This window comes from Bacillus sp. 3G2 (genome assembly GCF_044324725.1).
In the GTDB taxonomy this organism is placed as follows: Bacteria; Bacillota; Bacilli; order Bacillales; family Bacillaceae_G; genus Bacillus_A; species Bacillus_A mobilis.
Genome location: NZ_CP172246.1, coordinates 4455299 through 4477528 on the forward strand (window position 1 = coordinate 4455299; position 22230 = coordinate 4477528).

At 37.4% G+C, this 22230-nt stretch carries 26 protein-coding genes; 7 read left to right on the plus strand and 19 right to left on the minus strand.

The genetic code is table 11. The features are described from left to right. Window positions 1–56: 56 nt before the first annotated feature. Window positions 57–710, minus strand: coding sequence for a tRNA (guanosine(46)-N7)-methyltransferase TrmB (trmB, locus tag ACHZK0_RS22910; protein WP_001239381.1), 654 nt, complete (start codon window positions 708–710; stop codon window positions 57–59). A gap of 232 nt (window positions 711–942) precedes the next feature. Between trmB and ACHZK0_RS22915 the strand changes: the two genes are divergently transcribed. Further along, a complete protein-coding gene (locus ACHZK0_RS22915) occupies window positions 943–1221 on the plus strand; it encodes a YtzH-like family protein (RefSeq protein ID WP_001122236.1) in 279 nt (92 codons plus the stop codon). A gap of 3 nt (window positions 1222–1224) precedes the next feature. Here ACHZK0_RS22915 and ACHZK0_RS22920 read toward each other — a convergent pair whose 3' ends face one another. The 4 genes from ACHZK0_RS22920 to pepV form a co-directional block, all read right to left on the minus strand. Next, entirely contained in the window at window positions 1225–2022 is a 798-nt protein-coding gene (locus tag ACHZK0_RS22920; RefSeq protein WP_071722493.1) for a phosphotransferase family protein, read from the minus strand. Between the two features lie 227 nt (window positions 2023–2249). Next, window positions 2250–4391, minus strand: coding sequence for a type I pullulanase (gene pulA / locus ACHZK0_RS22925; protein ID WP_270605977.1), 2142 nt, complete (start codon window positions 4389–4391; stop codon window positions 2250–2252). Between the two features lie 137 nt (window positions 4392–4528). Continuing rightward, window positions 4529–5074, minus strand: a complete 546-nt coding sequence (thpR, locus tag ACHZK0_RS22930) for an RNA 2',3'-cyclic phosphodiesterase (RefSeq protein WP_395760902.1) — start codon at window positions 5072–5074, stop codon at window positions 4529–4531. A 219-nt stretch (window positions 5075–5293) separates the two neighbouring features. Continuing rightward, complete coding sequence (pepV, locus tag ACHZK0_RS22935) at window positions 5294–6700, minus strand: dipeptidase PepV (protein ID WP_395760903.1); 1407 nt, start codon at window positions 6698–6700, stop codon at window positions 5294–5296. Window positions 6701–7057: 357 nt separating this feature from the next. On the opposite strand from pepV, the gene ACHZK0_RS22940 reads away from it, so the two are divergent. Then, the gene (locus tag ACHZK0_RS22940; protein WP_000805512.1) at window positions 7058–7279 is read left to right on the plus strand and encodes a DeoR family transcriptional regulator; all 222 of its coding nucleotides are present in this window, start codon (window positions 7058–7060) and stop codon (window positions 7277–7279) included. Between the two features lie 82 nt (window positions 7280–7361). Here ACHZK0_RS22940 and ACHZK0_RS22945 read toward each other — a convergent pair whose 3' ends face one another. Continuing rightward, on the minus strand, window positions 7362–8090 hold the full coding sequence (locus ACHZK0_RS22945; protein ID WP_262740184.1) for a pseudouridine synthase: 729 nt from the start codon (window positions 8088–8090) through the stop codon (window positions 7362–7364). A gap of 41 nt (window positions 8091–8131) precedes the next feature. Then, window positions 8132–9784 (minus strand): putative polysaccharide biosynthesis protein, encoded by a 1653-nt coding sequence (locus tag ACHZK0_RS22950; protein ID WP_262740185.1) that lies wholly within the window; start codon window positions 9782–9784, stop codon window positions 8132–8134. Window positions 9785–10081: 297 nt separating this feature from the next. On the opposite strand from ACHZK0_RS22950, the gene ACHZK0_RS22955 reads away from it, so the two are divergent. Both ACHZK0_RS22955 and ACHZK0_RS22960 read left to right on the plus strand, forming a co-directional pair. Further along, a complete protein-coding gene (locus ACHZK0_RS22955) occupies window positions 10082–11353 on the plus strand; it encodes an NAD(P)/FAD-dependent oxidoreductase (protein ID WP_061676809.1) in 1272 nt (423 codons plus the stop codon). A gap of 264 nt (window positions 11354–11617) precedes the next feature. Continuing rightward, the gene (locus tag ACHZK0_RS22960; protein ID WP_270341507.1) at window positions 11618–13060 is read left to right on the plus strand and encodes an MDR family MFS transporter; all 1443 of its coding nucleotides are present in this window, start codon (window positions 11618–11620) and stop codon (window positions 13058–13060) included. A gap of 29 nt (window positions 13061–13089) precedes the next feature. On the opposite strand, the gene ACHZK0_RS22965 is transcribed toward ACHZK0_RS22960, so the two are convergent. Beyond that, window positions 13090–13413: an ArsR/SmtB family transcription factor gene (locus ACHZK0_RS22965; RefSeq protein ID WP_000098837.1), complete on the minus strand. Its 324-nt coding sequence runs from the start codon at window positions 13411–13413 to the stop codon at window positions 13090–13092. Beyond that, a complete protein-coding gene (locus tag ACHZK0_RS22970; protein ID WP_262740187.1) occupies window positions 13414–13845 on the minus strand; it encodes an SRPBCC family protein in 432 nt (143 codons plus the stop codon). 424 nt (window positions 13846–14269) lie between these two features. Here ACHZK0_RS22970 and ACHZK0_RS22975 point away from each other — a divergent pair, with 424 nt between their 5' ends. Next, window positions 14270–14497, plus strand: coding sequence for a DUF3973 domain-containing protein (locus ACHZK0_RS22975; protein ID WP_395760904.1), 228 nt, complete (start codon window positions 14270–14272; stop codon window positions 14495–14497). A 34-nt stretch (window positions 14498–14531) separates the two neighbouring features. Here ACHZK0_RS22975 and ACHZK0_RS22980 read toward each other — a convergent pair whose 3' ends face one another. Together ACHZK0_RS22980 and ACHZK0_RS22985 are read right to left on the minus strand one after the other, a co-directional pair. Next, on the minus strand, window positions 14532–14714 hold the full coding sequence (locus tag ACHZK0_RS22980) for a sporulation protein Cse60 (protein WP_000621751.1): 183 nt from the start codon (window positions 14712–14714) through the stop codon (window positions 14532–14534). 1 nt (window position 14715) lies between these two features. After that, window positions 14716–14952 carry a DUF2553 family protein gene (locus tag ACHZK0_RS22985; protein WP_000533797.1) on the minus strand — a complete coding sequence of 79 codons (237 nt, stop codon included), beginning with the start codon at window positions 14950–14952 and terminating at the stop codon, window positions 14716–14718. A 254-nt stretch (window positions 14953–15206) separates the two neighbouring features. Here ACHZK0_RS22985 and ACHZK0_RS22990 point away from each other — a divergent pair, with 254 nt between their 5' ends. Continuing rightward, a complete protein-coding gene (locus tag ACHZK0_RS22990) occupies window positions 15207–15701 on the plus strand; it encodes a CarD family transcriptional regulator (protein WP_227023483.1) in 495 nt (164 codons plus the stop codon). 73 nt (window positions 15702–15774) lie between these two features. Here ACHZK0_RS22990 and ACHZK0_RS22995 read toward each other — a convergent pair whose 3' ends face one another. The 7 genes from ACHZK0_RS22995 to moeA form a co-directional block, all read right to left on the minus strand. Next, window positions 15775–16560, minus strand: coding sequence for a glucose 1-dehydrogenase (locus ACHZK0_RS22995; RefSeq protein ID WP_063262115.1), 786 nt, complete (start codon window positions 16558–16560; stop codon window positions 15775–15777). A gap of 13 nt (window positions 16561–16573) precedes the next feature. After that, entirely contained in the window at window positions 16574–17431 is an 858-nt protein-coding gene (gene glcU / locus ACHZK0_RS23000; protein ID WP_395760905.1) for a glucose uptake protein GlcU, read from the minus strand. Between the two features lie 36 nt (window positions 17432–17467). Continuing rightward, window positions 17468–17887 (minus strand): DUF3888 domain-containing protein, encoded by a 420-nt coding sequence (locus ACHZK0_RS23005; protein WP_340421086.1) that lies wholly within the window; start codon window positions 17885–17887, stop codon window positions 17468–17470. Window positions 17888–18128: 241 nt separating this feature from the next. Beyond that, window positions 18129–18362, minus strand: a complete 234-nt coding sequence (gene moaD / locus ACHZK0_RS23010; protein ID WP_061676801.1) for a molybdopterin converting factor subunit 1 — start codon at window positions 18360–18362, stop codon at window positions 18129–18131. Between the two features lie 2 nt (window positions 18363–18364). Beyond that, window positions 18365–18829 carry a molybdopterin synthase catalytic subunit MoaE gene (gene moaE, locus ACHZK0_RS23015; RefSeq protein WP_000185928.1) on the minus strand — a complete coding sequence of 155 codons (465 nt, stop codon included), beginning with the start codon at window positions 18827–18829 and terminating at the stop codon, window positions 18365–18367. Next, window positions 18826–19341 carry a molybdopterin-guanine dinucleotide biosynthesis protein B gene (gene mobB / locus ACHZK0_RS23020; RefSeq protein WP_270605973.1) on the minus strand — a complete coding sequence of 172 codons (516 nt, stop codon included), beginning with the start codon at window positions 19339–19341 and terminating at the stop codon, window positions 18826–18828. Before mobB ends, moaE begins: the two co-directional genes overlap by 4 nt. Beyond that, window positions 19311–20600 carry a molybdopterin molybdotransferase MoeA gene (gene moeA / locus ACHZK0_RS23025; protein ID WP_395760906.1) on the minus strand — a complete coding sequence of 430 codons (1290 nt, stop codon included), beginning with the start codon at window positions 20598–20600 and terminating at the stop codon, window positions 19311–19313. Before moeA ends, mobB begins: the two co-directional genes overlap by 31 nt. 83 nt (window positions 20601–20683) lie before the next feature. On the opposite strand from moeA, the gene moaC reads away from it, so the two are divergent. Further along, on the plus strand, window positions 20684–21169 hold the full coding sequence (moaC, locus tag ACHZK0_RS23030; RefSeq protein WP_395760907.1) for a cyclic pyranopterin monophosphate synthase MoaC: 486 nt from the start codon (window positions 20684–20686) through the stop codon (window positions 21167–21169). A gap of 38 nt (window positions 21170–21207) precedes the next feature. Here the strand turns inward: moaC and ACHZK0_RS23035 are convergent, their stop codons facing one another. Continuing rightward, a complete protein-coding gene (locus tag ACHZK0_RS23035; RefSeq protein WP_097819372.1) occupies window positions 21208–22221 on the minus strand; it encodes a molybdopterin-synthase adenylyltransferase MoeB in 1014 nt (337 codons plus the stop codon). Between the last annotated feature and the right edge of the window lie 9 nt (window positions 22222–22230).

The window sequence follows — 22230 nt, forward strand, 5'->3', positions numbered from 1 at the left end:
TTTACATTAATATTAACATAAAATTCTGGTTATTTTAGCCACAAAAAACCTATGCATTACTGCATAGGCTCTGTACGATATTTCGCTTCCACTCGGTAAATACGATGACCTTTACTAGAGAATTTCTCTTCGTATTCAGTCATGATATTACCTTCATAATCACTATTATGAAGATCTAGGCTAAGGTAAGTTAATAACATACCATACTCAGCCATACTCATTAGAGAGTATTCAAATAAACCTTGGTTATCTGTTTTGAAATGAATTTCTCCGCCTTCTACTAACACTTCTTCATAATTGCGTAAAAATGTTTTATACGTTAAACGACGCTTCGTATGACGTTTCTTTGGCCATGGATCTGAGAAGTTTAAATAAACGCGATCAATCTCACCTTTTGCAAAGAAAACTGTTAAATCTTCAGCATCTTTATTAATTAACTTTAAGTTCGGTAATTCTTCTTCAATTAATTTATCAAGTGCATCTACAACAACACTTGTGAATTTTTCAATTCCAATATAATTAATATGCGGATTTGCTTTTGCCATATCATACATAAAGCGGCCACGACCTGTACCTACTTCAATATGAATTGGTTGTTCATTTCCAAATACTTCTTTCCAGTTACCAGCGCGCTCCTCTGGGTTTCCGATTACGATATGTGAATACTCATTAATTCGATCCATTGCATATGGTTTATGTCTTAAACGCATAGATGTTTCCCTCTCTTTACATAGCTATTTTAAAGGAATAATTCCTTCTTTCTGTTTTAATCACTCTACCAAACAAAAAACCAAGTACGTACGAGCACTCGGTCCGTTTCTTTCAAGTATAAGATGTACCATTTTGATAAAAACTACATACAGCATTAAACATTCCATGACGAAACAGCTTTTTCTCTTACATTTCTAGGAAGAGAAAAACAATCGAAAGGATGATCCGTTCATGCCAATTAATCAACAACATCAATTAGAAGTGCTGAAAGATATTTTAGTCAATCACCAAAGTGATTGTTGCGGGACAGTTTCTGAATGCGAGCAATTAGAGCGTCTCATTCAATCGTTACTCGCAAACGATAGTATAAGTAGTGACGCTAAAGCAATGCTAAATGATGTATATTCTTATAGTCAATCGGGTAAATCTTCCTCTAATTTGGACAACCACATTTCCAATAATCAAGAACAACTTACTCAGTGGATTGCTGGAATGGACAATTTTTCTTAAGTATTACTCCGAAGCAAGTAGTTGCTGTAAATATTGATGCCAATATTCAGTTTCTGCTTGCTGCTTTTTTGTTGTGTGCCATTGAATAGACAAAATCGTTTGCGCTATTACATACCACCTCATACGCCTAAGCAGCGATTCATCCATTTCAATATCATAATATTCGAGCCACCCGCTCCATTCGTGGCGCGGAATGTACCAATATAATAACATACCGAGGTCTAGAGCTGGGTCAGCAATTACAGCTCCATCCCAATCAATTAAAAACAGCTCATCTTCATCCGACAATAGCCAGTTGTTATGGTTTACATCACAATGGCATACAACGAATTCATTGTGTTCAATATCTTTTAATGAATCCATTAAATATTGAAGGCCTTGCTGAATTGCTTCATCATCCCTTATATCTCCTCTTAAAACAAGTTGCAGTTGTTGTAATAACTCTTGTGCGTGAAGCGGCTGCTTCCCAAGTCTTTGAATCATCTGTACAAGCGCTTTAGAGGAGTGTATTTTCTTCAAAAGTTTTGCAACACGTTCTAGTTTCATATCCTCTGGCTCTAGCTTCTGTCCCGGAAGCCATTTTTGAGCAGAAATTACATCACCGTTCGTTACCCTTCTTGTCCAAAGTAATTTTGGAACAATTCCTTCTGCTGACAATACCGCTAAAAAGGGCGATGTATTCCGCTTTAAAAATAACTTCTGTTGTCCGTTTTGCGCAATATATGCATCGCCCGTTACTCCACCAGCCGGTACAAGACTCCACTCTTTTCCTAATAATTGTTCCAACCATTCCATATTCATTACCCGTTAACAAATCCTTATCTTTTATAGTTATGAAAAGAAAAACCGCAACATTTCTACACATGTTGTGGATTCATATATTTTATTGTAAATGAAAAGAAAACTTGGCATAAGCCAAAAACTCTCTATTTTATTTTACAAAACCAGTCATAGAATGACAACTTATCAAAATCGTCACCTTTGTCAATTCTACATTTATTACATTCTCATCGTCAAGTAGCGATTTGTCACATTATCGTCAATATATACGTGCTAATTGGAGCCAGCTGAAGTTCCTTTCCTCTAAATGAAGAAATTGGCTCTATTTTTGCTTGCTTTTCGTTTACTAACACATGCCACGTTTCTTCTTTCGGAAGTTGCACCGTTTTAGCTTCTAAACCGCTATTAAATAAAACTACAATCTCTTTCCACGGTCCAAACGATTCTGCATGCACTAGGTGATATGCAAGTACTTCTGGAGAGGTTTGCAAAAAAGTCATATGCTTTTTTATAAGGTCTGCGTTTTGTAATCGGAATGCTCCGTGCTCTTTACGAATCGCAATTAAACCTTTTATATAGTTAACAGTCTCTATCTCGTTCTCTTTTTGATCCCAATCTAATTGATTAATTCCATCATTTGCATTATAACTATTTTCATTTCCTTGCTTCGTCCGATAAAACTCTTGCCCAGCATGTAAGAAAGGAATACCTTGCGAAAGAATTACCATTGCGCTCGCTAGAAGGTGACGTTTTTTCAGAATCTCTTCTGGCTCTTCATTACTGCGCATTAGTTTATCCCACATCGTCATATTGTCATGACATTCTACATAGTTAATGCTTTGCACAGGCTCTAAAAACAAACCTGTTTCTTTCCTACTCAAAAGACTTCCTGATGCTATATACTGCAAATGATTACAGTCTACATGCCCACCGAACGCAAAACCGCGTTTATTTATATGAAAGGTACTCCCTTTTATGCCATCACGAAATTGATCATTAAATTGCGCAATATACGGCATTTTCTTTGCATTATTTAACGTTGCTTTTTCTTCAGCGGGAAGTGGTGTTTGTAGATCCCACCCTTCTCCTAATAATAATGCATCTCGCTTTATGTTTCGCACTTCTTTTTCTATTATATTCATTGTATCGACATCTAAAATCCCCATTAAGTCGAATCGGAATCCGTCAACATTGTATTCAGTAAGCCAATATAAAATAGACTCTACAATAAATTTCCTCATCATTTTCCGTTCAGATGCTATATCATTCCCGACTCCCGTCCCATTAGAAGGCATGCCATCTTCACCATGACGAAAATAATATCCTGGGACAAGTTTTTCAAATGATGATAGCTCTCTTTCATACACATGATTATATACAACATCTACAATCACCCTAATGCCATGCTCATGAAATGTTTCGATCAACTGTTTACACTCTACTATCCTGTTATACGGATCAGAGAGGTCTGTAGCATAATATCCCGTTGGCGCATTGTAATATAATGGATTGTAACCCCAATTATATGCAGAGGAAGGATTCGCCTCATCTACACCACCGAAACAATATAAAGGTAATAATTCAACATGTGTAACACCCAAATCCTTTATATGAGACAAGCCTGTTAACGTCCCATTTCGCCCTGTTGTTCCTTCTTCCATTAGCCCCTTATATGTTCCTTTTTTACTCACTCCGCTGCCCGGATGAATAGTAGCATCGCGAATATGCAGTTCATACAATATGGCATCTGTCATTGCCTGTAATGGTGGTAATTGCTCCCCCTTTGTTACATTTGTCTTTTCTAAATCGATAACAACGCCGTACTTCCCATTTACAGTCACTGACTTTACGTAAGGGTCCACCGCTTCATTCCATATTAAATTAATACAAACAAGAAATGTATACTTTGCTCCAGCTAAATCACCTTGTAATGTATGAGTCCAAACTCCATTTTCTCCTCTATACATTTCATGATCGGTATATTCTTTATCACTTTTATAAATCCTTACTTTCGCAAGCCTCGCAGTTGGAGCCCATACTTTAAATGTCGTTGCCTCTTTTTGATACACAGCCCCTAAATCGGTACCTTCGTAATAATACTTTTCATCGAAAATCGCTGTTCTTATGACAGCACCTATTTGTAAATCTGTTTCTTCATTCCGTTCATCTCGTACTGTATAATACTTCCCCACATCTAGCGGCTCTTCTATAAAGCACTCATACTTCGTTGCATCCGGAAGCGCAATTGTATGAGCAATCGGTAAATCTTTCACGTTACTTCCTTCTTGCAAACGAAATGTCCGACTTGTTCCATACGCATGTGGGAGCAAAATTGTAATTTTATTCATTTCATCTAAATAGGCATCAAATGGACGTTTTACTTTCAACATAAAAAAATCACCATCATTCTTAAAGTTAAATGAAACGAGCTGCAAATGATAAGGCCTTTCTTATCAACGAAGCTCTATACAGTAACACATTATTCTTTATAGTATATTCACCTGTATAAAAAACGTTTTCATACATTCTATTTTTGTAATTTTATTTCAGCAATCGCTTTATACTTCGGTGTCTCCTTCACGTGAGATTCGTATAAAGTAATTGTATCCGCTTGAAATGATATTTCTGGCACTTCCTTTATATGTTCTAAATCAAACTTCTCTCCTCCTACCCATTTACGAGCAACAGTAATATGTGGATGATACGGGCGCGTTTCTAAAGAAAATCCATTCCCTTCACAAATAGCGTGTACTTGCTTTTGTAACTGGAACAAATCGTGATTCTCACTTACCTTCGACCAAAAAATACGTGGCCTATCTTCCATACCAAACGTTGAAAATCCTTGTAATGTGAAGAATAGTTCCTTTGTTTCTGTAAGTGTTTGTAATCCATTCTTTATTCCCTCTAATTGTTCCTCTGTCGCACTCCCTAAAAATGAAAGGGTAATATGATAGTCTTCTTTATGTACCCACGAACGAAATGGTAATTCTCCCTGCATTTCCTCTTTATAGTTAGACAGCACTTCTTTTATATGATTTGGTAAAGTGATTGCGACAAAATAATGCGGCTCCATGTACATCTTCTCCTTCTCTCTATTGTTGCTTTTCTTTCGTATCTCATTCAATGAAAAAGAATCAAACTTTCCTAACAGTCTAACCAAGTTAAGATTGCAATACTAAATGAAACTATATCGACATTTCGACAAAGAATATCGCCTTACCAACAAACGATACGTAACAGAAAACCGTCCCAAAATATGTATCGGGACGGCCTCTTATTATTTATATATCTATTACTTCGCTAATTCATGAATTGCTTGCGCGTAAATTGCTGTCGCTTTTAATAAGTCTTCAATTTCAATGTACTCGTCTTTTTGATGCGCAAGTTCTTCTTTTCCAGGGAACAACGGACCAAACGCAACGCCAGCTTCCAATGAACGAGCGTAAGTACCGCCGCCAATCGCTAATAGTTCTGCTTTTTCACCTGTTTGTTCTTCGTATACGCGCTGCAACGTACGAATTAATACGTGGTCTTTATCAACGTGATGCGGACGAGAGTTTGAATAATCCGCTACTTCAAATCCATGAGTACCAACGTATTCTTTTAACTTCGCAATCATCTCTTCAAAGTTAGTCGTAACTGGGTAACGTACGTTTAATCCCAAATTACCACCAGTCTCTTTCGTATAAGAAAGACGACCAACATTCACTGTTAACGGACCGCTAACTTCATCTTTATAGGCGATAGTAGCCTTTTCACCATAAATATCACCAGTAAATGTCTCTGTTGCAAATGTTGCAAACGAAGCTCCTTTTCCATCAAGAGCGACTTTCGTTAAGAATTTTGCTAGTAATAAACCTGCATTCTCGCCCTTCTCTGGGGTAGATCCGTGAGCTGAAATCCCTTTAATTTGCAACGTCACCGTATTACCTTCTACAATTACTTCACCTATTTTTTTAGCAGTTTGTAAATACTCTTCATATGCTACTGTAAGTGCATTTACATCTTCTCCTGTAATAATTGCTTCTGCAAAATCAGGAACCATATTTAAACGGCGACCTGATTCAAATGAAACAAGTTCATATGTACCTTTCTTCTCTTCACTACCACTTTGCACAACTTGTATATCAGAAATTCCTTTTTCTGCATTAATAATTGGAAAATCCGCGTCTGGCGCAAAACCGATTGTTGGCATTTCTTCGTTTTTAAAGTAGTGATCTACACATTTCCAATTGCTTTCCTCATCTGTTCCTAAAATCATACGAACGCGTTTTGAAAGAGGTAAACCTAATTCTTTCACAATTTTCATCGCATAATATGCTGCCATCGTTGGGCCTTTATCGTCAATTGCACCACGTGCAAAAATCTTTCCGTCGCGAATATCTGCACTATATGCAGGAGTCGTCCAGCCATCTCCTTCAGGTACAACGTCAACATGACAAAGAATACCTAATAATTCTTCTCCTTGTCCCATTTCAAGATGACCTGCATATCCTTCTAAATTTTTAGAAGTAAAACCTTCAGCTTCTCCTTTATGTAACATGAAAGATAACGCTTTTTTTACGCCTTCACCGAATGGTGCGCCCTCTTTCGCCGATTCTTCTTCCCATACACTTTTAATTTGTAAAAATTGTTGTGTATCACGAATTAAATCTTCTTTTCGTTTTGCAACTTCTTCTGTCCAATTAATTGCCGACATCACGCATCCATCCTTCACTATATTGTTTCTTTCATCATAACAAACCGAAATCTCTTATGCCATACACGAAACTTAAATACCGAACAATTGTAATATTTCAGATATTTCCCATTAGTTTTTCTTTTGTTTTTTCAAAAAAATTTGCAGGAATTTGGCGTTTTACGTAGAATTTTATGTGTTAGTTGACTGACCATATATACAATGTCAACTACCAATATTTTTCTATATGAATATTTGTTAAACTTTTGTAAAATTTAAGTAGATTAAAGCATGAATTTTATCATGTAGAGTACAATGGTAGTAACGACCTTCTTTCCTGAATGGGGTCAAAAAAACTAGTAGAGGAGTGGTTTTCTCTTGAAACCTACAACTACTCGTATGCTAACACGCATTAAATCAATTTATATGTACATCAATGAAAACGGAACGGTAACGACGAAAGACCTTGTAGATGAGTTCGGGATCACACCGCGAACGATACAACGTGATCTAAATGTGTTGCAGTTTAATGAACTCGTGTATAGCCCTTGCCGCGGTAAGTGGACAACAACAGGAAAGAAAGTGAGAATGACCTCATAATGAAAAAATAATTGTATGTAAATAAATACATACCCCTTTCTAACTCATTAGAAAGGGGTCTTTTCTGCGCCGAAAAACAGCACTATTTCTCAGTATCTACTTGATATGTTTTTAACATTTCTACTTCTTCATCTGATAGCTCTCGGTATTCTCCAAGTTCTAACTCTGCATCTAATACTAACGGTCCCATCTCTGTTCTCTTTAGGTAGACTACTTTTTTCCCTACCGCTTCAAACATACGCTTTACTTGATGGAACTTTCCTTCTGTAATGACAAGCTCGATTTCAGAAATCTCATCGCTTTTTAATATTGTAAGTGCACCTGGCTTTGTTTCATAGCCATCATCTAAAATAACACCTTTAGCAAACTCGTTTACATCCTCTTCTGTTACGACTCCTGCAATGTGTGCATAATATTTTTTCGGCACGTGCTTTTTCGGAGATAACAATTGATGTGATAACTTCCCGTCATTTGTTATCAATAAGAAACCTTCCGTATCAATATCAAGTCTTCCAACTGGGAACGGATCAAAGATTGCATCTTCTAACTCTAATAAATCTATTACTGTTTCATGATTATCATCTTCTGTCGCTGAAATAACACCTTGTGGTTTATGCATCATTAAGTAAACAAACTCTTTATATTCCACAACTTCACCGTGAATCATAACTTCTTGCTCTTCTACATTTACATGAACCTTTGCATCTTTCACTGGCGTTCCATCAATTTTCACAACGCCGTCTTTCAATAATTTCTTTACTTCTTTTCTACTTCCATATCCCATATTCGCTAATAATTTATCTAATCTCACGCTTTTCACCTTCTTTGTTTATCATAGAAAAGGGGACGTAATTACGCCCCTTTTGATTTCAACTTTATTTTGAATCTATTGCCAAGTTTACGTTGGATTTTCTCTAACGCTTCTCCGCCAAATACTCTTTCCAGTACTCCTGTGCGAATCGCTAACAATCCGTACACAAGACCACCAATACCTGCACAAATCACAACTGTAACAAGAGCACCAATTCGTCCATCAGGCGAAATCATGAAGGATAGAATCCATTGTGATAACTTTACAGCAACGACCATTACAAGTGTTAATATTGCAATTTGGAATGTTCTCTTATATACAACACCAAATGAATAGTGTACATGTTTTTTGATTTGTCTATTCGTATACCATACGGAAGCTAAGAAGCCGACTGCTGTTGCTAAAATTGCTCCAACTGTACCGAAATAACGAATAAAGATTACGTTACATACGAATTTCAAAATAACACCCATAATAAGCGCGACAATCGCATGTTTTTGTTGGTTAATCCCTTGCAGAATTGCTGCTGTTACTGTAAATAAAGCGAATAACAACGCAACCGGTGCATACCACATTAACACTTGTCCACCTAATGGATCTGAGTCATAGAACGCAGTGTAAATTGGATATGCAAGTGTTGAAATACCGACAACTGCTGGCAATGTTAAGAACATATTTGCCTGGAATGTTTGTGTAATTTGTAACTTTAAATAACGGTATTGTTTTTCAGTAAATGATTTTGTAATTGCTGGTACAAGCGTTAAACTAAACGCTGTTGCAAGTGATACAGGAATCATAATTAATTTATGCGTCCACATTGTGAAAATACCAAGTGCTCGCTCTGCGATATCACCTTGGCCAATTGCTTGCATAATTGAGTTAAATGTCAATGTATCAATTTGTTGATATAAAGGAATTGTTAACCCAATTACAACGTAAGGAATCGCATATGCAAATAATTCTTTAAATAATTGAACGGTACTCACTGTCGATTCTGGTACAGTTTGTTCAATTAAATATTGATCCAAATGTTTTTTACGTTTTAACCAGTACCAAATTAATACACCGAGTGCTCCAACTGCTGAAACGAACGCAGCAAATGTCGCTACCCCAACTGCTGTTGCAACTGTACCGCCAAGCACTTTAATAACGATAAAACTACCCGCTAATAAAAAGACGATACGAATAATTTGTTCAATAATTTGCGAAACAGTAGTCGGTCCCATAGATTGGTGACCTTGGAAATAACCACGAATTAAACTCGCTGCTGGTACAACAATAAGTGCAAAACTTACAAGACGAATAATCGTCGTAACTTCTTCTACATTACTGTGTATACTTTGTTTACCAAGCATTGCTTCTGCAAACAATGGCGCCGACATATATAGAACTAGGAACGAAAGAACTCCTGTTACTATCATCATAACCATTCCCGAGCGGAACATTCTCCGGCTCGTTTTATAATCGCCAAGCGCATTATATTTGGAAACAAATTTGGAAACAGCAAGTGGTACCCCTGCCGTTGCAATACTTAAAAAGATCGTATATGGAATGTATCCATATGTATAGAGCGTTCCGCCTTCTGTACCTACTAATGCATGAAACGGAAAGACGTAAATCATGCCTAAGAACTTTACTAAAAATGTCCCTAACGTAACAATAAGCGTTCCGCGCAGAAATTTCGAATCGGACATACAAAAATCCTCCTACATCTACATAAAGTGAAACTATAATTTGCAGGGAAGGTGTTCACTCCCTACTCTTTATTAGTTGAACTATTCGACCATTTACGGGCTATCAAATCCCTTTTTATTTCTCTTACATCATAAGGTTTTCGTCTTATGGCCCACAAATAGCAGGATAGTGCTGAACTCTAACTTTTGTATTGTACCACAATTCTCTCCTTAAGCAGTACTTCACACTATTTTTCTTTTAAGGGAAAACATGCTATTCTTTTAGGCAGGAAATGTAGAAAATGAGGTCGATATATTATGCATTATGATGTTATTGTCATCGGCGGCGGGCCTTCTGGGCTAATGGCTGCAATCGGTGCTGCAGAAGAAGGCGCAAATGTCTTACTTCTTGATAAAGGAAATAAACTAGGACGTAAACTTGCGATTTCTGGTGGTGGCCGTTGTAACGTAACGAACCGTCTACCACTTGATGAAATCGTTAAACATATACCAGGAAATGGCCGCTTCTTATACAGCGCTTTTTCTATTTTCAATAATGAAGATATTATTACATTCTTCGAAAATCTCGGTGTAAAACTGAAAGAAGAGGATCATGGTCGCATGTTCCCTGTATCAAATAAAGCACAATCAGTAGTAGATGCACTTTTAACACGATTAAGAGACTTAGGTGTTAAAATCCGTACAAATACACCTGTTGAAACGATTGAATATGAGAATGGTCAAACGAAAGCAGTCGTACTGCAAACTGGCGAAGTGTTAGAAACGAATCACGTCGTTATCGCTGTTGGCGGAAAATCTGTTCCTCAAACTGGTTCTACTGGAGACGGATATGCTTGGGCTGAAAAGGCTGGACATACAATTACAGAATTATTTCCAACAGAAGTACCAATCCTTTCAAACGAACCATTTATTCGTGATCGTTCCTTACAAGGTCTTGCTTTACGCGATGTAAATTTAAGCGTATTAAACCCGAAAGGAAAAGCTATCATTTCTCACAAAATGGACATGCTCTTCACTCATTTCGGCCTATCTGGTCCTGCTGCTCTTCGCTGTAGTCAATTTGTCGTGAAAGCACTGAAAAAGTTTAAAACGAATACGATTCAAATGAGCATCGATGCATTGCCAGAAGAAAATAGTGAACAACTATTCCAGCGCATGCTGAAACAAATGAAAGAAGATCCGAAAAAAGGAATTAAAAACGTTTTAAAAGGTTATGTACCTGAACGTTACTTCCTATTCTTATTAGAAAAAAATGAAATTGACGGTAGTGAACAAGCTGGACAAGTTTCTCACGAAAAGATTCGTGCACTTGTAAAAGACTTTAAAGAGTTTACTGTGAATGTAAATGGTACGCAGTCAATTGAAAAAGCATTCGTTACTGGCGGCGGTGTATCCGTTAAAGAAATTAACCCGAAAGAAATGTCTTCTAAATTCACGAACGGCGTATATTTCTGCGGCGAAGTTCTTGATATCCACGGTTATACTGGCGGATATAACATTACATCTGCTCTCGTTACTGGTAGAATTGCCGGGACTACAGCTGGAGAAAACGCGAAAATGAAATATTAAAAAAAGAAACAGGGATTCCTGTTTCTTTTTTTATAGGTACATGAAGTTATATCAGCGATTTCTCAACTTATATCGGCGATTCCCCGAATTTATCAGCGATTCTTTAACTTATATCAGCCATTTTTTAAATATATCGACTTACCGACAAGAAGCGACAAATATACGATCCACTTAACTTCCCATTGCTTTTTTGTTGCTTTATATACCTTAGTACCTTTATATTTTATATTGTTGAATATTTGAAAAAGGGTAAGGGGAAAAAATATGAGAAAAAAAGTCATGATGTCTTTAATGCTAATGACGTTTCTTTCTGCGGTAGAAGGAACGATTGTTAGTACAGCAATCCCTCGTATAACGAGTGATTTGTCAGGCGTCGAACTTGTTAGTTGGGTATATGCAATTTATATGCTTGCAACAGCTGTTTCGACTCCAATATACGGAAAGCTCGCTGATTTATTCGGCCGTAAAAAAGTTTTACTTATCGGCGCTACAATCTTCTTAATTGGTTCTGCACTTTGCGGAGTCGTTACATCAATGGAACAATTAATCTTCTTCCGCGCTCTTCAAGGTATTGGTGCTGGTGCTGTTATGCCGATCACAATGACGATTATCGGCGACTTATATAGCGAAGCAAGAGACCGCGCGAAAGCACAAGGCTGGATGAGTGCCGTTTGGGGTGTATCTGGTGTTATCGGACCATTAGTCGGCGGATTTTTAGTTGATTCTCTTTCTTGGCGTTATATTTTCTTCTTAAACGTTCCATTTGGAATTATCGCTTGCTTAATGATCGCCATTTATTACAAAGAATCTATTAAATCATCTAAGCAACATATCGATTATCTTGGGGCTACAGTCTTTTCATTAAGCACAATCGCTTTACTATACGCATTATTAACAGGTAGCAGTAAGCAAAACTGGGGAGACATAACAATTATCGCCCTATTAATCTTCGCCGTCGTTTCATTCATTATTTTCTTATTCATCGAGAAAAAATCTCCGGAACCATTAATTCCGTTAGCACTTTTCTCTAACCGTACATTATCTACGATAAACATACTAACTCTCATTGCCGGTGCCATGATTATTAGTATTACAGTATACCTTCCAATCTGGAGCCAAGGTGTATTAGGAAAAAACGCGACAGAAGCCGGACTCATTTTAATGCCGATTCCTGTTATGTGGACATTTGGTGCAATGTTCTCAGGTAACTTAGTGGGCAAATTAAAAACGAAACAAATCATTTTACTTGGAGCTAGCATTTTATCAGTCGCTACGTTCTTATTATTTACATTATCAACAAATTCACCATCGTTCCTTATTTATGTAGCAGTCGGATTATTCGGCTTAGGAATGGGGCTTGTAACACCAATTTACATGGTAACAATTCAAGCAGCCGTACCAGCTCATACACGCGGAACAGCCGTTGGTTTAAACACATTTATTAATACATTTAGTCAAACATTAGGTGCTGCAATCTTTGGAACAATCTTCAATACGATGATTCACGCACGTGGTATTAAAAATCTTGATCTTGTATCTGGTGGCGGACACGGAGGAACTACAGCAAACGTAGTAACCGAATCGCAGGAGGCATTAGCATCAAGTGTACACGTCATTTATATGAGCACTTTCGTATTAGCAGTATTTACATTAATTATAGCTTGGCTTTTATTAAAGCCAGCTACACAAACAAGTGAGCAAAAATAAAGAGGATGACCAAAATGGTCATCCTCTTTTTATTCTTCATTCTCCACAATATGTTTCAGCATGGACAATTTATTATCCCAAAAACGCTCATAATACGAGAGCCATTGTTGTAATTCCTCTAATGGTTCCGGATGCAAGCGATATATCTTCTCTCTTCCGCTTTTTCTTCCGCTTACTAGATTCGCTTCTGAAAGAATATGAAGGTGCTTTACAACCGCAGTACGACTCATTGGAAAATGATCCGTTATTTTAGAAATCGGTAACTCTTTATCACTTAATAACCGTATTACTTCTCGGCGGGTTGGATCAGCAATTGCTTGAAATACATCATATTTCGCTGCTGATGAGGACACTTAGCCTTCGACAACCTTTTTCAGTTTTTCATTTACAATCGCTACCCAGCCTCCGCTCATTCTATCGCGAATAATAGAGCTCTTCGCATTCGCTTTCGGAAGAATTTCATCAGGATGTTTCCAGCCGCCGTGAATTAACGTAAATTCTGTTTTATTATCTCCTAGGTCTTTCAGATTAAATGAAACGATCCAGCCATCTGTATCCCATGAGAAAGATAGATGATTTGGCTCATCGATTTCTAACACTTTACATGGTGATGGACCAAATGGTGATTGTACATGAAATTCATGTCCTACCTCTAATGCGAAATCATTTGGCATAAACCATGATGCGATTCCATCTGCAGTTGATACTACATTCCATACTTTTTGAATAGACGCGTTGAAAACGATTGTTTGTTTAATATCATTTAATGTATTTTGTTGTTCCATTTTCTTTCTCCTTTATTCAGCGATAAATTACAACACCTTTTGGTTACATTTAGATAATATAACACCTTTTAGTTTCATGTCAACGCTAATTCTTTTTTTACTGTTGAGAAATTCTCAACATTTTTTCAACAGGACAAACACCCTCTCAGCATTCCTTCATAATATACTCACAAAGGCAACAAAAAATAAAACTTCTCTCAACATGAAACTCCATCATTCATCTTGAAAGAAGAGCCTTACGTATATCATGCGTATTTCGTCTCTCCTCCTTCCCTCGGGGACACTACGCGAGATATGAAAAATCAGAAGGAATATGCCCACCATTTGAGTAGGTAGTTATTTCTCTTCTCCTCAACATTTCCTTAGGAGCGAAATGACTACCGACTCACTTTTTTCAAACAAAAATAAAAAGGGGATGAACGCTATGTTCTATTGCATTAACTGCTCTGATATTCACCATGAAAAACATCCGAATGATAAAGTATTCAAAAACGGTTTTTATATTGATCCATTTTTAGGTGATCGTTATCACCTTGGTATGTGTACAGATGCCCAAAACCATGAGACTGGGGAGACTCTTTTAACGACAAAGAAATTAGGTACACCCCAATCTATTATGAACGTATTACCGACACACGTTGTCCCAACATAAAGCATAAAAAAGAGCTGGCTCACCCAGCTCTTTTTTATGCTTTATAAACGATCATTGCTGAAAAACAATAAATTTGGTTCTCATCATCGTTAATGGAAACACCAACTTGGTACTTAATATCTACAAAGTTACTATCATCAATCTTTTTCAAAAAAACATTTACAGCGTCTTCTAAGTCTTTTTCATGACTTTCATCAAACACTTTCACACGAATCATGTTAACACCATCCTAGATCGCAGCCCTCCGCCGCTTGATTATTGCCACGGTGCGTATCTATGATGCGATAAAATTTTCCGTCTTCATATATATATCCGTCTTCTAACACATATTGTTTACCTTCAGTATAGACATAAAACTTACCTATCATAAATTTACTCGTATATAATTCCAAACAATCTGGTCTAAATTTAGCTACAACTTTATTTGTAATATCAATTTTTATTGTGCGCCCCACCTTCTCTCCCTCCTTTGCAAAGAACGGATTTAGGTATATTGTATTAGCGATTTTACATTTTATGCTTAAAAATAAGTGGATATGCCTCCCTTCTTCACCTGTACTATTTTTCTAAAAAAATCATAGATAAGTAAGAGCAAAAAAATATACAAAAAAAGAGTTTTTACTTATTGACTCAGATATAATTATTATGGTATTATATAAAATTTGACATTTTTATTCACTTATGTTATCATTAAAAATGGTTACCACATATGGAGGTGGATGATTTGTTTCAAATTGGTGATAAAATCGTTTATCCAATGAACGGCGCAGGAGTCATCGAAGCCATTGAAGAGAAAGAAATATTAGGAACAATACGTCAATATTGTGTGATACGTATCATTAGTAAAGATATGCAAGTAATGCTTCCTATGGATCAATTACAAAAATCAGGTATTCGTTATATCGTAGATAAAGGTACGTTAGATGATATACTTCTTGAATTTCAAAACGGGGAATCAGACCCATCACTTTCCTGGAAACAAAGATATACAATGAATATGGAAAAAATGAAAAACGGCAATCTGCAAGATAGTGCAGAAGTTGTTCGCGATTTACTTCGCCGCAATAAAGAGAGAGCTTTAAATGCGAGCGAAAAACAAATGCTAGATAATGCCCGAAAAATGATGATTAGCGAAGTTGCACTCGTACAAAATGTTTCTGAAAATCAAGCAACAGAATTTCTTCAAGATACAATTAATCATTAAATTTAAAATAGCTGGCCGCTATTTTTTTTTTTGTAAAAAAGGACAAAGAGCTAAAACTCTTTGTCCTTTTCTATTACCCACGTCCTGCTTGGAACGATGGATATAACGTCATTCCACCATCTGCAAATAACGTAATTCCAGTTACGTAACTTGCCTCTGATGAAGCGAGCCACGTTGCAACGGCTGCAATTTCTTCCGGTTTTCCGATGTAGCCCATCGGTATCATACTTTCCACATCAGCACGTTTTTTAGGATCAGCAAACTTCTCTGCATTAATTGGCGTATTTATTGCACCTGGCCCAATATTATTTACTCGAATACCTTTTGGTGCATATTCTAATGCTAACGTTTCTGTCATCAGTTTAATACCGCCCTTACTGGCCGCATAGTGCACAAATAACGGCCACGGAATTTTCTCATGAACACTCGACATATTAATGACAGACCCTTTAATATCATGTTCTACAAAATATTTAATCGCTTCACGGCTTCCTAAAAAAGCACCTGTTAAATTTGTATTGATTACTTTATTCCAATCTTCTAGCGGCATTTCATGCGATGGTACCGCATTTTCTATCCCTGCATTATTAATCATAACGTCAAGTGTACCAAACTCTTTCACAGCAGATTGAATGAGGTTCACAACATCAGATTCATTCGTGACATCTCCTTTTACAGCAATCGCTTCTCCGCCTACTTTTTTAATTTCTTCTAATACATCATGCGCTTCTGACTCTCGTGAGCGATAGTTAATAACCACTTTTGCTTTCTCCTTAGCAAACCTTACTCCCATCGCTCTTCCAAGACCAGTTGCCGATCCTGTAATAACAACAACTTTCCCTGCTAAATCACTATACATTTCAATACCCCCTTTAACTTTTTGCAACACCTAACATAATTCCAGCTGCAATAATAAAAACGATACCGGCAACAATCCCCATTAATTGGCGTTTCGTTTTCTTTTCACCTAATATAAGAATTCCGCCAAGCGTTGAAATAATAATTCCCATTTGTGATAGAGAGAAACTTGTTGCCACTCCAACACGCGGCTGTGAAATGAATAAAAACATGTTTCCAGCTGCCCAAATTAATCCTGGAATAATATTTCGTATCGCATATTTATTAAATGGATGATGTTTGAACGTAAGCAAAATGCCTCCTAACACCATACCAACTGCTTGTGGCAATAAAGCTGACCAACCATCTACGTTAAAAAGTCTAATCACTACTACGTAAACTAAATAACCGACTGTTGAAATCAATAAAATGATAATACCCCTTTTAAAATTTCCCGTTTGCTCTGCACTCTTTTCTTCCTCACTTTGAAGTGATGTTAAAATAACACCGATAATAATACAAACGAGTGCCAAAACGCCAAGGACGACTGATATTGTCGTGGACCACTCATGAAATACGATGACTCCAAATAAAGTCGTCGCAACTAATTGCAGTCCTGTCGAAATGGGCATTGTTCTCGAAACGCCCATTAAATCAATACTTTTTAATTGATTCGCTTGACCGAGCGCCCAAAATAAACCTGACACAATCCCAACTCCAATAACAGTAGGAGTTAATACTGGCTTCACAAAAATATAAACAACAATCGAGAAAATAAGTGCGCCAAGCGTTGTACCGAGCGTTTGACTATACGGTCCTCCGCCCAGTTTCACGTTAAATAGCACAATACTTCCCCAAAATATAGCTGGTAAAATCGCTAAAAGTATGTCCATCGCTCATTACCTTTCTTTACTGAATGTCATGGGTTATTACTCTGAATCATTAGAGTGAGCTTTTATTTTTTCCTTTTCGCGTTCACAAACCTTTTCTGCAACATCACCAGAAACATTCTTTTCTCGCTCCACCTTCTTTATCTTTACGTGATCTAAATGATCTTCCAAAGTAAGTGTAACTTTATCATTTGGCGGATTATGTGCACCTTGGAATGTGAGAAATTGTAGCGTAATTTCAAATCTAGGAACGAACTCATCTTTCTTGCCAAGACGCTTTATATTTATAACTGAAGCACATTCATATTGATCTTCTGTCACTTGTCTAATAATTGAATAGTACCTATTCGATAATGCACTTTCTAAAAGCTGTTCCCTTGATTCTTTCGCAAAAGAATCACTTGGAGAAGAGAAAAAGACCGAACATATCATTGTCATAACTACACATATTTTTTTCATAATACCCTCCTTTTTCTATAAATTAGTGTTCGCAAAAATGCCATAAAAAAAACGACTTCCCCCTATGTAGGAAAGTCGTTTTAATAAAGTGAAACTTTAATCAGTGGGGGGGGTCTTCCCCCCACTGATTATTAGTTGAACCAATCGGACTTTTATGGGCAGTTGATCCCCCAACTTCTTTGCTTCCGCTAAATTTTGAGGTCGGGGTCTTACTGCCCGTTAAAGCGGGATAAATCCAATATTAACCACCGCTCACCGGTGGGATAAGTGCAACAATATCACCAGATTGGATCTTGTCATCTTCATTTGCATATTCTTCATTTATCGCAACCATAATTGGTTCTGTCACTGGCACATTATATTCTTTAGCAACAACATCTTTTAACTCTGCAACCGTAATATTTTCTTTCTCTATTTGTAATTCACTTGTTCCTGCTTCCTCTTGCAAGTGCGCAAATAACAATACTCGAATCATACTTATAGCTCCTTCCCAGGCTCTCCCGCCGGATATGGCGTTTTTTCTAATTGATCACCAATCCAAGAGTCTCCATCTTCCCAAAACTCCTTTTTCCAAATTGGAACAATTTGTTTTATGCGTTCCATAATATATTCATTCGCTTCATAAGCCGCTTTACGATGCGGTGTTGAAACAGCAACAACAACCGCGATATCAGAAATTTGCAGTGTACCGATGCGATGTGTAATCGCAACGTGTGTACCTGGCCACTTCTCTTTCACTTCTAAGCCAATTTTCTCTAGCATCTTTTCTGCCATCGTTTTATAAGCGACGTATTCTAAGTATAATGTACGACGCCCTTTCGTAAACTCTCTAACCGTTCCAATAAATGTTGTAACGGCACCGCATTCACGGCGAATTACTTTTTTCGCTACCTCTTCAATTGAGATTTCGGTATCAATTACTTCATAATACGTATTTGTCATTGCGGACTCCTTACCGTTTGTACAAACCAGTCTATATACAACTCTTCTTCTGTTATATGAAATACTTTATATTCTTCTCGTAAGTTTGCGGGAGCATCATGCCACGTAATAACCGCTACTATATTTTCTACTTTATGTAAAAGTTCAACGTCTTCGGCAGAACGAAGTAACACTACTTTCGGATAGCTCTCTTTTTTATAGCCCTCTATTAAAATTGTATCCACTTCAAAAAACTCATATAAGCGAATAATTTCTCGCAAGGACCATTCCTCTTTTAATGACGACAGCGAAAATAATCCCGCACCTTCTACACTACTGACAACCGCACCCGCCTTTCGGTGCCTTTCACTATCTTTTTGCGCTACTTCTGGAAAACCTCCGTGCCCGTGATGTTTAATGGTAGCAACTTTCATTTTCCGTTCAGCTAACGCATGCACTATTTTCTCAACAAGCGTTGTTTTCCCGCTATTTTGATACCCTACTATTTGTAAGATTGAAGGGGCTTTTCCCATGGCCAATCACATCCCTCGGCGTGCTCTAACAATAATACCGATACTTTCATTCCTGCCTCAAATCCTCTCGTTCCTCCAGGCAACACAATAAAAGCATTCGCATCAGCAAGTGAAGATACCGCACTTGATTTATCTAAACCAACCGGCATCGCTTGTAATGCCCCGTCCACGATTGTCACGTTTGCTCTTACAAAACGAGTAAACGGATTTGGCTTTGGAAAATCTTTTTGTAAAATGGCATCAGCTCTATATACGTGAGGCTCCTTCGCATACAAATATGTTTTTATAACCGGATGCACAAATAGTTCAAAGCCTACATAGCAAGCTGAAGGATTTCCTGATAAACCGAAAAGTAACTTCCCATCAACTTCAGCTACTGTCGTTACACTACCTGGTCTCATCGCTATTTTATTAAAGAGTACATTCGCTTGTAATCTTTCATAAATGGCCGGCAAGTAGTCATAATCTCCTACCGACACACCGCCTGTCGTAATTAAAATATCAACCTCATTCATTGCTGATTGAACGGCTGTAAAACATGCATCTAACTCGTCGGCAAGTTGGCCATAATAACGAACTTTCCCTCCAGCTTTCATAATTTGAGCGGCAATCATATACGAGTTACTATTTCTAATTTTCCCCGGCTGTAACGACTCATGTACTTCTAATAATTCACTTCCTGTCGTCACAATACCAACAACAGGCTGTTTTACAACCTTCACAGTACTATATCCAAACGTCGCTAATAAGGCCGCAACACCTGGATTAATTGCAACACCTTTCTTAACGAGAACTTGATTTTGTTTTATATCTTCCCCTTTAAATGACACGTTGTCACCACTATGAAAAGGACGCTTTAACTTCATATATGTTTTTCCGTTCTTCTCAAAACCTTCTGTCAGCTCTAGCATTACGACTGCATTACAACCCTCTGGAATAGCTGCTCCTGTCATAATACGAACCGCCTGAAATGCCCCTACTTCTTCTGTAAAAACAAATCCCGCCCCAATTTCTCCTATTACTTCAAACTCAATCGAATTCTCTTGATTTGCTTCTTTCGTATCTTCTGCACGAATTGCGAAACCATCGTAAGGAGAACGATCAAAATGAGGAACGTCATGATCAGAGACAACATCCTCTCCAAGAATTCTCCCGTAACTTTCCGTAATAGAAACTTCTTCTACTTCACCATTCTTCGCATATTCCATTACTCTCTCCACTGCCTCAGCAACTTGAATCGGAATTCGTTTTTCTACCATCGTTTCTCACCTCATATTTGCAATTTTTTTTATCTCGATTAAACTTTATATATTAAATAGAAATTACTTCAAGGAGGAATTCCATGTCTTCATTCACACACTTTAATGACCAAGGACGCGCGAAGATGGTTGATATAAGTGACAAAAAAACAACCGTTCGAACTGCAATTGCGTGCTCTAGCATTGTTGTTACAAAAGAAATTTACGATAAAATCTCTCACAATGAAATCGGGAAAGGTGACGTATTAGCAGTTGCACAAATCGCAGGTATTATGGCTGCGAAACGCACTTCTGATATTATCCCAATGTGCCATCCTTTATTATTAAAAGGTGTTGACGTTTCTTTTGATTGGAAACAATCCGAAGAACAATATCGACTACTTATTGAAGTAAAAGTTAAAACAGAAGGTAGCACCGGTGTTGAAATGGAAGCTTTAACAGCTGCCTCCGCTACCGCTCTTACTGTGTACGATATGTGTAAAGCTGTTGATAAAGGTATGATTATTGGCGAAACGTACTTGTTTGAAAAAACAGGTGGAAAAAGTGGAGGTTATACGAGAAAGTCTTAACCTTCTCTCCGTTGAACCTAAAGGGTTTCCCTTTAGGTTCAACCTATATATCTTGCATATAAACGTTTTGCCACATTGATATCATTCGTCCCATGAATAAACGCCCTGCCATCTGTAAATAAAACAAAACGAAATTCCTCTACCGGAAATGATAATAAATACGGAGTAGCTTTTACATCCACACTTCTTTGTAAGCGCTTTTTAATTTCCTCTAAATTAAATTCATTCCGCGCACCTGGACGGATTTGTACTGTATTCCGGCCACATAACACTTCTGTTTTTGTTTGTGCTTCAAATGTTAAACTTGGATATGTACGTAATCTTCCACAAGATAAACACGTGTCTTTTTTCTGCCTATTCACTTTAAATGCCATCTGTTGATTATTCCAAAGATCAAACGATAACATCGTTTCGCGAAGTGCCCCATAGTCTTCTACTAATATTTTCAGCGCTTCCGTTATTTGATGTGCAACTACTAATTGTACTGCCGGTTGTATAATACCAGCCGTATCACATGTTGCTCCGCTCGCCGGATGCTCCATTAAACAGCGGAAACATGGTGTTTTTCCTGGTAAAATTGTATACGTTACCCCGTAACTTCCTACACAACCACCATATATCCACGGAATATTATACTTTTGTGAAATATCATTAATAAGAAGACGCGTTTCAAAATTATCTGTCGCATCTAATATTAAATCTACATCATTCACTAGCTCTTCCATTTCTTGCACCGTTACATCTGTCACAACTGGATTTATTTCCACCTCAGAATTAATCGCCTTTAAATGTTCTGCTGCTGCTACCGCCTTTGGTTTATACTGCTTTGCATCTTCTTCTGTATATAATTGTTGCCTTTGTAAATTGCTCCATTCTACATAATCACGATCTGCAATTGTTATTTTTCCAACACCTGCTCTCACAATCGCTTCTGCATTTGCTGCACCAAGAGCTCCAGCCCCAATAATAAGCACATGTTTCTCTCTAATTTTTTTCTGTCCCTCTTCTCCAACACCAGCAAATAATATTTGTCTTGAATATCGCTCCTGCATACGATAGCC